Consider the following 14129-nt stretch of genomic DNA (forward strand, 5'->3'; position numbering starts at 1 on the left):
GACCTCTGCCTGATGACGCCAGCCTCAAACTGCCTCAGTTCACATCATGCCGCCGGGGGTGCTCCCTGTTCCGCCAGTGCCGGATGAAGGTGTGGACGTCGTTGTGAGCGGATGGGCGAGACCCGCCGCGGACAGCAGCGAGACGGCAGCCGGATCGGGCATGCCATTGACGTCGATGGCGCCTGCTGTCGCCAGCGCGCCGAGATCGCTGTCCACCCCTGCTTGCCCGACGACAAACGGCGTCGTCAGAAACGCCGGTGTCGTCAGCGTGACCGCATATCGCTGCTGCAGATTCGCGACAACTGCCGTTTGCGCAGCCAGTACATCGGTCTGATTTTCCAGCACCCGCTGGAACTGTGAATTGTTCTGGAAATTCGCAATCAGACTGGTCTCGGTTGTGCCAAGTTGCGAAGCGAGATAGACGAGCATCAGTTCGGTCTCAGGCGTCGTATTGAAAGTGCCACCGGCAAATGCCAGCGAATGCAGGGTCGTGCCGCCGGCGGTCACGGTGAGGATGCAGGGAAGCGTGGCGTTGAGGGTCGTGCTGTAGTGTCCACCGCCGTCTGACAGGGTGGAGCCCGAACCCGACGCGCAACTGAGGCTAACCGTCGCGCTGGCGAGCGCCTTGCCGATGGCTGCCGTGCCGGATACGGCGACGTTCGGCGTCCCGTTTCCGCCGCTACAGCCGTCGAAGCCGAAGCAGGCGCTTCCGCCGCACGCGGCGAGTGTGGCGAGCGAGGCCGCGCAAAGTGCAGCCAGCACCGGGCGAACAAAAGGCGCATCGTGAGCGTTCATGGCCGCCTGCCGTTGACAGAAGAGGATAAGGCGAGCCGCCCCACACAAAGGGACTGGCGCTATTCTTAATTTTAGGCCCTATACGCTGAAGTCGTTTATCGCATCAGTCTCATTCACGCCGTTATCATCCATCGCAGTCATCCGAGATCCGTCGTTTCAGCATTCAGCGAATGTCAACTTCCGAGCGAGACGTGGGACGGGAGTCGACCCACCTCAGACGGTCGTCCATGCAGCATCTAGACGACCGCTTTCAAGGTTAACCGGCCACCCCGGCTATTCTGGCGTCTAGTCGCGTTTCTGCGGCTTTGTGCCGTCAGCCTGGCCTGCTGCCGCTCAACAACGCTGAGCGGCAGCAGGCATAACAGGGCTGTTCCGACCATATACAAGAATTCGCTGGCACTGTCCGGTGATACGAAAGTCAATCCAATGTTGTAAACGGGAGACAAAAATTGAAAACAGATCCCGATTTAATTTGACGGAAATATCATTGCGCGCAGGCCAAAAGCCGCGCATGAACCGCAGCGGTTATATAGACCAGCGGTTTGCCTTACAACTAAACATGGGGAGATACTCTGTGAAGAAAACCATCAGCGCCATCGGTGGCGCACTTATCGCCATCGCGGCCCAATCCGCTTTCGCGCAAAGCTCGGTCACCCTGTACGGCATCGTCGACACGAGCGTCCGCTATCTCACCAACGCCAATGCGAACAACGACAGCCAGGTATCGATGGGCGTCGGCCCGATCACCGGAAGCCGTTGGGGCTTGAAGGGTTCTGAAGACCTGGGCGGCGGCTTGTCTACGGTGTTCCGGCTTGAGAATGGCTTCAACCTGTGGAACGGCCAGTTTGCGAGCCAGAATACCCTCTTCAACCGGATGGCTTATGTTGGGCTGTCTAGCAACCAGTATGGCACGGTGACCTTCGGTCGCCAGAATACGCCGCTATTCGACCAGCTAGGGAACGTCTACGACCCGCTGACCGTCGGTAACTACGATCAGGACGGCTGGCTGCCTGGCGCACTCGGATACGGCCTGCGCCAGAACAACTCCGTCAAGTACAACGGCCAGTTCGGCGGCCTGAACGTGGAAGCCATGTATAGCTTTGGCGGTGTGGCCGGCAGCACCGGCGCGAACAACATGTACGGCTTGACGGCGGCCTATACGTACGGCGGCTTGTCCCTTGATGCCGGCTTTCAGCAGAACAGCGATGCACACAACAACAAGTTCAATGTTGTCAACGTGAGCGCTGTCTATGCGTTCAGCACGGTCAAGGCTTACGCAGGCTGGCTGCATGCGCAGGACAACACCGGTATGGTCGACCTTTTCATGTCGGCCGCGAACTCGCCGGCTGCCGCCTTTTCGGCGCCGGTGACGAATACCAACCGCATCGACGACGGCTTCTACGTCGGTACCACCTGGCAGGTCACGCCGCCGCTGCTGCTGACTGCCGCAGCCTACTACGATCACTCCCGCAATGCGTTGAACGCCGACGGCACCACGCTCGGCCGCGGCGTCCGCTACTCGGGCGTGCTGCTAGCCGAATACTCGCTGTCCAAGCGGACCGAAGTGTATGGCACGGTCGATTTCATCCGCGGCACTGGCGCGGCGAAAGCAGACTTTCCAGGCCGCAACAACCAGACCGGCGTCGCGCTCGGCCTTCGCAACATATTCTGATTCGTGCTGCCCGGTTTGCCGCCGGGCATCGCGCTTCCGAACCACCGGCGCGCGCTTTTTCTATACGCGCGCAGGTGGGGCGCAATGTGCTGCGGATGACCGGTCCGGCCGACAACACGCCTGACGTGTGCGGCGCACGAAGGGCCGTTATCGGGGCGGAGCGGTCCTTCGAACGTCCGGGTGAAAGCGTGGGGCAACGTCAGTAGATGGCCGAACCCGGAGCCCGTCAGTCACCGGCTCTGCCTCGACGCGAATTTCCCTTGTCGACCCTTCCCGTACGGCCACCTTCTGTGCACGTATGGCGGGATTACGCGTCGAACGGGACATTCGGCGGATACGCGGTAAAGTACACAGCGTCAAGCAGGACGGCCGGTCGTCGAATGGACCGTGCTGCTAGTGTCGCTGGCTTCCGCTGGTGTGTTCATCCTCGCCGTACGCCTCGCCATAGAGAAAAGGTTCGGCGATCCGAGACGGAACGCTCCGCGGCACGGTCACTGCGATTCGAAAGCGCCTTGGATGCTCGCAGTCGAAGGCCGTAGCCCTTCGCAAACATCTCGTGCAACACACGCAATCCAGTCAGGCGACGACTAAAGCGATAAGTCAATCCTCAGAACCGCGAGAGGAGCGATACGCAGCGAAAAGCATCCAAGCCGCTCCGGCAACGCAAAAAAAAAGATACCGGCCGCGCGCAATACACTGCATCGCTCGGCCGGCCCTGAAATCGCGCCGAATCCCGCGTAGGCTGGCGCCGCGCCGGCCGGCGGCCAACTGCATCAAAACGAGCCCCCAAGAGGAGAGCAGGCGGGGAGGCGGACTGCGATCTTGAAGCTGCTGGGACCACCCTCGGCCCGCACGACCGATCGGCGGCCGCATTGGCGCGCACGGTTGCCGGACCGCCCCCCCAGCCCGCTGTAGGCCAGCAAAACGTGCCGGGGGCATATTTCGCACTTTACTTATCGTTTTCATCAAACTTAACAATCCTCTGGCCTTGCATGCCAAGACCGGCCATCAGGCCCGTTTGGCCAAAAATGAACGAGTAGACATCGGATTTCAACGTAGTAGTTGTCATAGACCTGGCCATCCCTGCATCCACTACTACGACACTCGGCCCCATACCAACCGATAATCCGGCGCCGCTGGTGAGCGTAGTCATAGCCGAGTCGGTCATGAGAAACAAGGCCTCCGAGAACGATTGGGCGCCAGCCTGCAGGCCATACGAGACTGCGCGTGCTCTGTAGTATCCAAGGACTTTCCCGTCTGGACCAAACATCACCCCTTTCCCGCCTTGCGCACCGACGATAAGCCCGGCCTTGACAATGTCGGGAAACACGACGACGGCCTTCGCCTGGTATTGGAGTTCCTTCGCCTTTGGAGTGCTGGCAAATAGTTGTTGAAGTGCCGCTTGCGCTTTGTCGACTAACTCAGGGTCTCCGCCATTAGCAACGGTCGGGTTCGTCGAGCAGGCCACGACAAACAGAAAGACAGGAATCGCGAGAACAAACCGAAGGGATCTGATCATGATGCAGGCTCCATTAAACATATCGTAATCGCGGTATTGAGCGCGCACGCGCCGCGACAGCGAGACTCACATGAATAGTGGTAGTTGCGGTCCGATCAAACAATTGGACCTTGGTCCAATAGCGTTGTCCTGAGTCAGCCGACCAAGAACTCCGTCGACGACGGATGATGGGTGAGACGGATGGCCGTTAACCGAAAGCTTTAGATCCCTCGATAGGCCTAGCCGGGCGTCCCTTGATGGCCGCATCCCATCCGAAGCTGAACTTCCGTGACCATGACCGGATCTTGCCCGCGATCAAGTCGATTCACACGCCAGATGTTGCCGGCGGAAATACACTCCTCACCGCCGCCGCCAACGATGACATGCTCGTCGGTTCCATTGCCGCCGGAGCAGGCAAGAATTTCCGGACCGACAACGTCAGTATTGCTATGGTTGTTCGGCACATAGGCTTTCGCCTGGGTTATACCCGGAAACACTACCCTGAGCCCTTAAGGACGTGCTAAAAATAGTCGATATCCCGTAAGCGCGAGTGAAGGTCCGGTCCGGAGATTGGAGAATCCCACGCGGTCTGTCGCACGGAATTCCGAGGTGAAAGTATGGAAAAAAAAGTGCTCGTCGCGGTAGCCGCTGCGCTTATGTCTTCTGTGGGCGCGCTGCATCCCGAATCCGCCCGTGCCGCTGATGCCGCAGCCTCGGCCTTCGAAGACTCGACCGTCGACGCATCTCTCGACCCCGGCGAAAAACGCGTCTCTACCGATGCCGACATTCAGGCGCGCCTGGCAGACCTGCGCTATGCGTATTTCATCGGCTATAACGCGCGCGCCAGGGAAGACTCGAAATCCTATGCGACGTTGGGCGACGAAGTGAAGCATCGGCAAAAGCAGCTTGCTGTGCCGGCCATGCCCGCATCGCCGAAGCCGGTTGCCGAGCGGGTTGCATCCCCAAGGCGGGTCGTAGCGCAAGCCGCGCCGCTGAGGCAAGTATCCGCGCCGGTCACATCGCCGAAGCGGGATGCTGCTGCGCGAGCCACGCCGCCCCGGCAGGTCGTCGCGCAGGCCGGCCCTGTGCTGCTGAAGCACGGCTCCGCGCAAGTCGCGTCTGCGCCGCCGAAGCGGGTCTCTGCACCGGTCGCGGTCGCGTCGTTGAAGCAGGCTTCACTGCGGGTTACGCCGCCTAAGCGGGCTGAAATGCAGCCCGTGCCTCTGAAGCAAGTTTCTACGCGGACTACGTCGCCGAAGCTGTTTGCCACCGAGTCCGAGCCTCCCATACTGATTCCGACGCAATCCGTGACGGCATTGCCGCATGATGACGACGCGCAGTTGACGCAGAGGCGCGATTTGCAGAACGCTCAGCGGGCGGTGCCGCAATATCGGCAGGCCGATGAGGAACCGCAATACGCGGCGGAGCAGGGGACTCAAGCGGCTTACAACCGGCAAGCCCGGCAATATCAGAATCAGCAGCTCCAGCAATACGCAGCGACGCCGGCGTATAACCAGACGTCAACAGAGTCTCAGGAGTCAGGTGGGTACGCCAGGCGGGAATACGCGCCGCCGCCTCGAACTGTTCAGCCTAACCAATACGCGCCAGCTCCGTATCCGCCCGCGCGGTACCAACCGGCTGACGCGCAGTCCGCCTATGTACCTCGGCCGCCCACTCAAGCAGCGGCGCAGCAGGTCATCATAGTGGGCCGCCCGCCTGCCTATCCGGCATACAACGAGATGTACACGCCGCCTGAACTGCGCCGGCCGTACCCCACCGGTTACGGCAATCCGGCGCAGCCTGTCGGATATCAGGGATGGGAGTAGGCGCACTCACTCGCATGTGCCGCTGGGCGCGCGACTCACGTATGCAACGGGCCGTTACAGGCGTCCCGTTTCCATGATGGCAGCAACATGCGCATGCCGGACACGTGCGATGGCACTGCCGTGACTCCGGCCGCCCATCAGGGCGATTCCTGCGAAGGTCCATAATCGTACCGATTGTCGCCACTGGCGCATTCCCAACCGGCGTGACTCGGCGGCTGGTTCATGCCGAAACTTGCTGGATGGGTAACGGGGGCGTCTCGGCCGATACCGTTGCAGGCGGCTTTCGTTAGAATGTGTTTGCGATCCTTATATTCGTTTATAACCGGAGACAAACGTGCCAGGCTTACTTCCCGATGTCGACCGCGAGGGACTGCTCGAGTATTCAGTCGTGTACACCGACCGATCAATCAATCATATGTCGCAGCTCTTTCAAGGAGTCATGCGTGATGTTTCCGGTTCTCTGAAGAAAGTCTACAACGCGAAGTCGGCCGTTGTCGTGCCGGGCAGCGGGACGTTCGGCATGGAAGCCGTTGCCCGGCAGTTCGCAACGGGCAAGAAGTGTCTGGTGATTCGCAATGGCTTGTTCAGTTTTCGCTGGTCGCAGATTTTCGACATGGGCGGCATTCCGTCTGAATCGATCGTGCTGAAGGCGCGCCCGGTCGAACAAGGGAGACAGGCTGCCTATGCACCGCCACCGATCGAAGAGGTGGTCGCTGCGATCAGGGAAAACAAGCCGGATCTGGTCTTTGCGCCGCATGTCGAAACCGCATCCGGGATCATGCTGCCGGACGCTTATTTGCGCGCGGTGGCCGACGCTGTGCATGCCGTCGACGGCATGTTTGTACTGGATTGCATCGCGTCCGGCACGGTCTGGGTCGACATGAAGGCGAGCGGCGTTGACGTCCTGATCAGCGCGCCGCAAAAGGGATGGAGCGCGTCACCGTGCTGCGGGCTGGTCATGCTTAGCCCGCTTGCCCGCGAAAGAATCGACAAAACAACTAGCACCAGTTTCGCTTGTGATCTTCGCAAATGGCTGCAGATCATGGAAGCCTACGAGAACGGTGGGTTCGCGTACCACGCAACGATGCCCACGGACGGTCTCGCTACGTTGCGTGATGTTATGAAGGAGACCGAGGCATACGGCTTCGATAAAGTGAGAGTAGAGCAGCTTGAACTCGGCAAGCGCGTTCGCTCACTCCTCGTGGACAAGGGTTTCAAAAGCGTGGCGGCCGAAGGTTTTGAGGCTCCGGGCGTCGTCGTCAGCTACACGGACGATGACGGAATACGATCGGGTAAGAAGTTCGCTGATGCCGGCTTGCAGATCGCGCCTGGCGTTCCCCTTCAATGCGACGAGCCTGAAGATTTCAAGACCTTCCGCATTGGGTTATTCGGCCTGGACAAACTGCATGACGTTGAAGGTGCGGTGGCCAGGCTCGCGAAGGCGCTGGACAGTATTCTTTAGGGCATTTTTTTTTTGTTTTGCGGAGGATGTGCGTATTGGTCGTCATCGCGAACGCCTCGGGAGGAGGAAACCGAGGCTAGGCTATACGCACTATTCGGCCTTATGGAAAGCTTCGCATAAGGCCGATCAACGGTCTGGCACTTCGCATCGGTGATCGGCAGGTCATCGGGGCGGATTCAACCGGGGGATGCAATAGTTTGCTGGAATCGCTCGGCTGGCGTCTCGTAGCCCAGGGTCTTTCTCGGACGCTCGCTACGCACGATTTCAACGTCCGTTCGGCCCCGAAGTTGTTATGGAATCCTGCATTCAGTGCGCCGTTACCCGCCGAGCTGAGGCACGCCGAAGCCGCGCCGCTGCCTGCCAGCGGGCCACAAACCGCCAGCCTGTTCCAGGGCTGGTGTTACTCATCCCCACGGATCAGGGTTGGCGTTTGCCGCGGCCACCAGCGGGTTTGCCAGCCGGCTTACGTGAACCCGCAGCTGGCTTGCTGCGTGGCTTTTGCACGCTGAATGGGCTACCGCTGGAAAAGCTTGTGCCTTTGCCCGCGGCCACAGTGCCCTGCGCCGCAGGCTTGCGTTTGTTTTCGCCACTTTGCGGGCGCGGTTTATTGCTGGGCACCTGCGTGGCGCGCGGCGCAGCTTGCGGCACTTTGGGCTTCTTGGGCTTTTTGGGTTTCTTGATGATCTCGCCTGTCGCGCTAGTTTGCGGCACGCGGTGTTCGGCTTCAAAACCCGGCTCTTCTTCACGGCGCAGTGTTTGCCGGATCAGCGCTTCAATCGCGGCCAGTTGCGGCGCTTCATCGGCACACACAAGGGACACCGCCACGCCGCTGGCGCCCGCGCGGCCGGTACGGCCAATACGGTGCACATAGTCTTGCGCCACGATCGGCAGATCAACGTTGATCACCAGCGGCAGGTCGTCGATATCCAGCCCGCGTGCAGCCACATCGGTGGCCACCAGCATACTTACTTCGCCCGTCTTGAAGCGCTCCAGCGCACGCAGGCGCGCGGGTTGCGGCTTGTCGCCGTGGATGGTGTCGACCGCATAGCCCGCTTCATCCAGCATGGCCGCCAGGTAATCCACGCCAATGCGGGTTTTGACGAACACCAGCGCGTGCTCCCAGTTGTTCTCAGCCACAAGGTGCATGAAGAGGTCAGGCTTGTTCTTTTTATCCACCGGCACCACCCACTGCTTAATCTTGCTGGCCGTGGCATTGGGCGGGCTGACGCTGATATTGACCGGGCTGCGCAGAATGCCCGCCGCCATGGCGCGGATATCATCGGTAAATGTGGCAGAGAACAGCAGGGTCTGGCGCTGAGCGGGCAAGGCAGCAAAGACGGCGTTGAGTTCGCGCGCAAAGCCCAGATCCAGCATGCGGTCGGCTTCATCCAGCACCAGCGTTTGTACTTGATCAAACTGCACTGCGTTCTGGCGATTGAGATCTAGCAAACGGCCCGGCGTGGCAACGAGCACATCCACGCCTTTGCGCAACTTCATCATCTGCGGGTTGATACTCACGCCGCCGTAGGCGGCCAGAAATCGTAAGTCGAGGCCTTTGCCGTATTCGATAAAGCTTTGCAGCACTTGTTCTGCCAGTTCACGCGTGGGCACCAGCACCAGAACACGCGCGCGGTTGCTGGACACCGCCGGGCCGTGTTGCACTAGCCGTTGCAACAGCGGCAGCGCAAAACCCGCCGTTTTGCCAGTGCCGGTCTGTGCCGCAGCCATGACGTCCTTGCCACTGAGCACAGCAGGAATCGCCTTGGCCTGCACCGGCGTAGGTGTCTGGTAATTGAGGTCCTGCACATTACGCAGCAAGGGATCGATCAGGCCAAGCGAGGCAAAAGACATTGGCGTATTCCGGGCTAAAGCCGCAATTCTAGCGGTTACCGCCTGATTGCGCCGCGCAGATCAAAGGTCAAAAAGATCGACGTTGATCGCCACTGAAAAACGTAGCGGTCCACACAGATCGTCAACAATGCGATATCTATCCGGAAGCAACCTGTTGCATTCGGTTCGAAGTAACCGATAGCCTCGTCGATTTACTTGAGTTCCGATATCAGGATCAACATATGGCCCGCTCTGAACGTCTTCTTAGTCTCCTGCAAGTGCTACGGCGTTACCGACGTCCCGTGCGTGGTCAAGCTTTGGCCGAGGAACTCGGTGTGAGCATTCGCACGCTATACCGGGACATCGCCAGTTTGCAGGCGCAAGGAGCGATGATCGAGGGGGAGCCGGGCGTTGGTTACGTGATGAAACCGGGTTTCATGCTGCCACCAATGATGTTCCGCTCAGAGGAACTCGATGCTTTGGTTCTTGGCATGCGCTGGGTGGCTGATCGCTGCGACAAGACGCTATCGGACGGCGCGCTGAGCGCGCTTGCGAAGATAGCCGCACGATACTGCCAGAATCTGACAGCATCGTCTTTTAGACTGAGCTCCCTTTCTTAGCCAGGAGCTCAAAATGAAGTTTGCGTCTGTTCGTGTTGTTACCCAGGATATCGAAGGTCTGGTCGAGTTTTACCGAAGGCTTTCCGGTCTCGAGGCTGTACGGCCGGCTGATGGGTTTGCGGAAATACAATTCGAAGAGGCGGTGCTTGCGATTTCGTCTGAGCACCTGATCAAGCTGTTTAATGTCGGTGCCGCCACTGCGGCTGCGAATCGGTCGGCGATCCTGGAGTTTGAAGTGGAGGACGTTGATGCAGTGTTCGAACGGATGAATGCGTCGGGGACAGAAATCGTTATGCCGACGACGTTGATGCCGTGGGGCAATCGCGCTCTCTTGCTGCGCGACCCGGATGGGAACCTCGTCAACATATTTTCTCGACCCAAGCGTTGAGAAAGTCCACCGGACCACGGTAACTTTCCCTGACAGTTCGCGACGGGCAAGAAGTGTCTGGTGATTCGCAATGGCGGGTTCAGTTTTCGCTGGTTCGCTTGCGATCTTCGCAAATGGCTGCAGATCATGGAAGCCTACGAGAACGGTGGGTTCGCGTACCACGCAACGATGCCCACGGACGGTCTCGCAACGTTGCGTGACGTCATGAAGGCCAGTGCGGGATATGCGGCCAATGTCAACCGGACTGCATCGGCTCGACGCTCTTACCGAAGCGCCGAGCGTACTCTGCGGGACTCACCCCGAAGCGGCGTGTAAATGCCTTTCTTAGCACGTCGACGCTGTCGTAGCCATTCTGACGACAGATGTCTTGCATCGATCTCTCGCCAAGCGCAAGCGAACGGCAAACGGATTCCAGCCGGACGTTTTCGACATATCTTGCGGGTGTGGTCTGCAATTCTCGCTGAAACATGCGTATCAACGTTCTGACGCTCGTTGAAATTCTGGCTGCCATGACTTCGGCTGTGAGGTCCATGTGCAGATGCTCACCGATCCAGAGACATAACTCGTTCAGACCTGAGTTGTGCGCGCGCTGCGACTGAAGTGCGAAGCTGAACTGCGCCTGTCCGCCCGGACGACGTAAGAACAGGACCAGATTCTTCGCAATTTCCAGGGCGAAGTCATTTCCCAGATCTTCGCTGACCAGCGAGAGCGCGAGGTCGATTCCAGACGATATGCCGGCCGACGTGTACACGTTGCCGTCTTTCACCCAGATAGGAGTCGGGTCGACCTGTACCTTGGGATAGCGCTCCGCCAGGCGCCGTGCCGCGCCCCAATGCGTCGTCGCCCTGCGACCATCCAGTATGCCCGCAGCAGCCAGGGCGAACGCTCCAACACATATGGAGCACACGCGACGCACTGTCTGTGAGCGGGTCCGAATCCAGTCTATGGCTGCCTGATCGATCTGTTCGAACGTCCTGGAGCCCATAGTCACAAGTAAGGTATCGATCGGCTTGTTCGCATGACGCTCCTGCTCGAGCGTGCTATGCCCTTTGAGGCCAATACCTGTTTCGCTGTCCAGGTACACATCATCAGCTGAGCAAACCAGCTCGAGCATGTACGGGGCAGTTCCACTGCCGTCCAGTTGGTTCGCCCACGCGAAGACTTCCGCCGGGCCGATCACGTCGAGCGCGTCCACTGGCGGTAGACCCAATATGACAACGCGCTTCTGTCTCGGGTCTGCAGGCGGGGCGATCGGTTTCGTCCGTTTTCTCATTGAAAGAGGAGCTGCGTATCAGGGCATAGGGAGAACGATTGTGGCAGAAATCGTCCGCGATCTGTCATTTGAGCCATCGACGAACCGCCTACACTGGATCGCTCTGTAAGTTCGCACGACCCGGAGGGTATGCAATGCGTGAAACTGTGATTGTTGGGGGAGTGAGTGCTCCAGACTCGGAGATCGCTACCAAAGCGGCTTCTCTGGTCGAGCGCGTCCATTCCGGAGCGATGATGCATCACGTGCATCGGACATGGTGGTTCGCCGAATTCCTGGGCAGGAAGCGAGGTCTTAAATACGATCGGGAAGTGGTGTATCTCGCATCGCTGCTTCACGACCTTGGCCTTACGGATGAATTTTCTGCCGACCAACGCTTTGAGGTGGATGGTGCCGACGCGGCCAGCCGCCTTTTGCTGGCCCATGACTACCCGGAAGCGAAAACGCAACTCGTGTGGGATGCCATCGCGCTTCACTCCGCTGGCGGCCTCGCCGATCGCAAGCAGCCGGAAATCGCTCTCGTCTATATGGGCGCACATCTCGACGTCTTCGGGCTGTTTCTGGACGAAGTCACGCCGTCGCTGATCGATGACACGCTCGCGCTCTACCCCCGCGTTGGATTTAAAGCCGCGTTTACCGAAGCGCTGGCTGAGGTCGCCAGAAAAAAACCCCATACGACCGTCGGTACCGGAATCGCCGATATCGGCCGTCGCCATGTACACGGTTTCGATATTCCGAACGTGTGCGACCTGATTAATGATGCGCCGTTTGAAAGCTGAGGTAGCGCACCGCAAGCGCGCCCGCCGTGTCCGCAGCCGCGCATGTTGCGCGCGAAGCTGGTTTCGGCGCTTCTCTCCCGCTTGCGAAACGGCTTGCACCGGCAATTCGCACGGTGCCCTCCGACATCGAAAATAAGCTGCAGATCAGGAAAACCGAAATGCATGTCAAAACACGAGGAACGCAAATTTATGTAGACGAGCGCGGGAACGGCGAACCAACGCTTCTGTTTCTGCATTACTACGGCGGGTCAAGCCGAACCTGGGACGGCGTGATCCGTGACATGGCGGGCCAGTATCGATCGGTAGCTATGGATCATCGCGGCTGGGGTGATTCGGACGCGCCCGAGCAGGGTTATGGCATCGGCGATCTCGCAAACGACGTGCAGGACGTAATTGAAGCACTGAATCTCGAGCGATATGTCGTCGTCGGTCACTCAATGAGCGGGAAGGTCGCGCAGCTATTCGCGTCGCGTCGGCCTGCGGGGCTCCAGGGCGTCATCCTGGTGGCGCCGTCGCCTCCGTCACCGATGACCTTTTCCGCTGACCAGCGAGCCGAGATGGCCAAAGTCTACGACACTCGGGAGTCGATTACCTGGGCGCTTGATAACGTACTCACCGCGAACAGGTTGGCACCGGAGCTTCGCGAACAGGTTATCGCCGATAGTCTGCGGGGTGCGCCGCAGGCCAAGATTGCATGGCCACTCGGCGGAATGGTCGAAGACATTACCGCTGACGTCTTGTCCATCAATGTACCCGTCGTAGTTATTGCTGGGGAACTTGATCAGGTGGATCTGCCAGAGACATTGCGCGGCGAGCTATTGCCGCGAATCCTGGGCTCCCAAATGCTTCTGCTGCCCGGTACGGGGCACTTGTCACCTCTCGAGAATCCGGCTGCGGTCGCAGCAGTAATTCGCCAATTCATGCAGCAACTGAAGACATAACTTCGAGGACCCCCTGAACGACGGCTTCCCGCAAAATTGACCGTCGCCTGCCGGCCGAGGGGTTCATCGCGCTAGTCGGCGGGCCGTTTGCCGCCGATGCACGCAGCGCGAATTGGCGTTGAGAAGCGCGACAGAGAACGCTTCTTCATCTGGATGTATTCGCCAATGCTTGACCGGCTTCGCGCGACCGATAACGGTTGGAGGATCGCGGAGCGCTACATAGGTGGCTCAACGACGAATCGCCGCCTGACGCCGCCAGACATCTCCGCCGCTGCGATACGACCTTTCCTCCCTGGTGCTTAAAGAACGCCGGCGTCTGGCTGCTCGGCCAGGCCAACATTTCTGCAGCCCGGAGTGAAGGCCTGTCACAGTTCGCACGGCGCCTCCGTCTGTGCAATTCCATAGATCTGAGCCAGCCCTCTCGCCAGTGCGCTCTTTGCGTGGGCGGTTGCAGACAGTGTGCGAAGCTGGTTTCCGCGCTCCTCTCGTGGCGGTAGTCCACGGCATCGTTTGATATTCGAAGGGCGCGCGTGAATCAGGGCCTGTCCTGAAGGTTAAGTGGAGATGCGCTCATGGCAATCCGTCTTTACGGAGCACAAACAGGCAACAGCCGAAGGGCGGCCATCGCCCTGGAAGAGGCTGGCATTTCGTATTCCGTCAGCCGCGTGGATTTGAGAGCCGGGGAGCACAAGACTGCTGCGTTTCGGGTGCTTAACCCGCGTGGGCTTATCCCGGTCATGGTCGAAGAAGGCAAGGCAGGAACAGACCTTGTCGTTACCCAATCGAACGCGATCATGTTCTATGCGGCGAGTCGATCGCGGGAGAGGCTAACGCCCGATCCGGGCCAGGAGGCCGCCTTGTTTTTCGATCGCCTGTTCTATTTCATCACCGAAGTGATTGCGCCAAACGGTGGTGCTTTCGCGCTTAGAGCGTGTTAGGCACTTTGAAGTACTGGCACCGCGTGAACGAGCATAAGTATTGCGAAGACCACGAAATGAAGCCCGGCAAGCGTTTCGGGTAGTCGCTCGTAATCACGTGCGAGGCGACG

The 14129-nt window shown here is 59.4% G+C and carries 12 protein-coding genes and 3 pseudogenes; 10 read left to right on the forward strand and 5 right to left on the reverse strand.

Annotated elements, in window-relative coordinates:
- Positions 1-39 precede the first annotated feature (39 nt).
- On the reverse strand, positions 40-795 hold the full coding sequence (locus tag FSO04_RS35415; protein ID WP_154566172.1) for a hypothetical protein: 756 nt from the start codon (positions 793-795) through the stop codon (positions 40-42).
- A 559-nt stretch (positions 796-1354) separates the two neighbouring features.
- On the opposite strand from FSO04_RS35415, the gene FSO04_RS35420 reads away from it, so the two are divergent.
- Positions 1355-2467 (forward strand): porin, encoded by a 1113-nt coding sequence (locus tag FSO04_RS35420; protein ID WP_154566173.1) that lies wholly within the window; start codon positions 1355-1357, stop codon positions 2465-2467.
- A gap of 949 nt (positions 2468-3416) precedes the next feature.
- Here the strand turns inward: FSO04_RS35420 and FSO04_RS35425 are convergent.
- Positions 3417-3986 (reverse strand): lipid-binding SYLF domain-containing protein, encoded by a 570-nt coding sequence (locus tag FSO04_RS35425; RefSeq protein WP_154566174.1) that lies wholly within the window; start codon positions 3984-3986, stop codon positions 3417-3419.
- 236 nt (positions 3987-4222) lie between these two features.
- On the opposite strand from FSO04_RS35425, the gene FSO04_RS35430 reads away from it, so the two are divergent.
- From FSO04_RS35430 to FSO04_RS35440, 3 genes are all read left to right on the forward strand, one after another.
- Positions 4223-4489, forward strand: a complete 267-nt coding sequence (locus tag FSO04_RS35430; RefSeq protein WP_154566175.1) for a hypothetical protein — start codon at positions 4223-4225, stop codon at positions 4487-4489.
- A gap of 93 nt (positions 4490-4582) precedes the next feature.
- A complete protein-coding gene (locus tag FSO04_RS35435; protein ID WP_154566176.1) occupies positions 4583-5791 on the forward strand; it encodes a hypothetical protein in 1209 nt (402 codons plus the stop codon).
- 334 nt (positions 5792-6125) lie between these two features.
- Positions 6126-7253, forward strand: a complete 1128-nt coding sequence (locus FSO04_RS35440; RefSeq protein WP_168435956.1) for an aminotransferase class V-fold PLP-dependent enzyme — start codon at positions 6126-6128, stop codon at positions 7251-7253.
- 417 nt (positions 7254-7670) lie between these two features.
- Here FSO04_RS35440 and FSO04_RS35445 read toward each other — a convergent pair whose 3' ends face one another.
- Positions 7671-9104 carry a DEAD/DEAH box helicase gene (locus FSO04_RS35445; protein ID WP_154566177.1) on the reverse strand — a complete coding sequence of 478 codons (1434 nt, stop codon included), beginning with the start codon at positions 9102-9104 and terminating at the stop codon, positions 7671-7673.
- A 221-nt stretch (positions 9105-9325) separates the two neighbouring features.
- On the opposite strand from FSO04_RS35445, the pseudogene FSO04_RS35450 reads away from it, so the two are divergent.
- The 3 genes and pseudogenes from FSO04_RS35450 to FSO04_RS47860 form a co-directional block, all read left to right on the forward strand.
- Positions 9326-9649, forward strand: a pseudogene (locus FSO04_RS35450) (helix-turn-helix transcriptional regulator); the annotation flags it as partial.
- Between the two features lie 67 nt (positions 9650-9716).
- Positions 9717-10091 (forward strand): VOC family protein, encoded by a 375-nt coding sequence (locus FSO04_RS35455; RefSeq protein WP_154566178.1) that lies wholly within the window; start codon positions 9717-9719, stop codon positions 10089-10091.
- Positions 10092-10184: 93 nt separating this feature from the next.
- A pseudogene (locus tag FSO04_RS47860) lies at positions 10185-10316 on the forward strand (alanine--glyoxylate aminotransferase family protein); the annotation flags it as partial.
- A 10-nt stretch (positions 10317-10326) separates the two neighbouring features.
- Here FSO04_RS47860 and FSO04_RS35465 read toward each other — a convergent pair.
- Positions 10327-11364 (reverse strand): GlxA family transcriptional regulator, encoded by a 1038-nt coding sequence (locus FSO04_RS35465; RefSeq protein ID WP_154566179.1) that lies wholly within the window; start codon positions 11362-11364, stop codon positions 10327-10329.
- A 134-nt stretch (positions 11365-11498) separates the two neighbouring features.
- On the opposite strand from FSO04_RS35465, the gene FSO04_RS35470 reads away from it, so the two are divergent.
- The 3 genes from FSO04_RS35470 to FSO04_RS35480 all read left to right on the forward strand — a co-directional run bounded on the left by FSO04_RS35470 (position 11499) and on the right by FSO04_RS35480 (position 14019).
- The gene (locus FSO04_RS35470) at positions 11499-12140 is read left to right on the forward strand and encodes an HD domain-containing protein (protein WP_154566180.1); all 642 of its coding nucleotides are present in this window, start codon (positions 11499-11501) and stop codon (positions 12138-12140) included.
- 158 nt (positions 12141-12298) lie between these two features.
- Positions 12299-13081, forward strand: a complete 783-nt coding sequence (locus tag FSO04_RS35475; protein ID WP_154566184.1) for an alpha/beta fold hydrolase — start codon at positions 12299-12301, stop codon at positions 13079-13081.
- A 572-nt stretch (positions 13082-13653) separates the two neighbouring features.
- Positions 13654-14019 carry a glutathione S-transferase family protein gene (locus tag FSO04_RS35480; RefSeq protein WP_154566181.1) on the forward strand — a complete coding sequence of 122 codons (366 nt, stop codon included), beginning with the start codon at positions 13654-13656 and terminating at the stop codon, positions 14017-14019.
- On the opposite strand, the pseudogene FSO04_RS35485 reads toward FSO04_RS35480, so the two are convergent.
- Positions 14016-14129, reverse strand: a pseudogene (locus FSO04_RS35485) (IS5/IS1182 family transposase); the annotation flags it as partial. The gene FSO04_RS35480 and the pseudogene FSO04_RS35485 overlap by 4 nt on opposite strands.

Source organism: Paraburkholderia madseniana (genome assembly GCF_009690905.1).
GTDB classification, from domain to species: domain Bacteria; phylum Pseudomonadota; class Gammaproteobacteria; order Burkholderiales; family Burkholderiaceae; genus Paraburkholderia; species Paraburkholderia madseniana.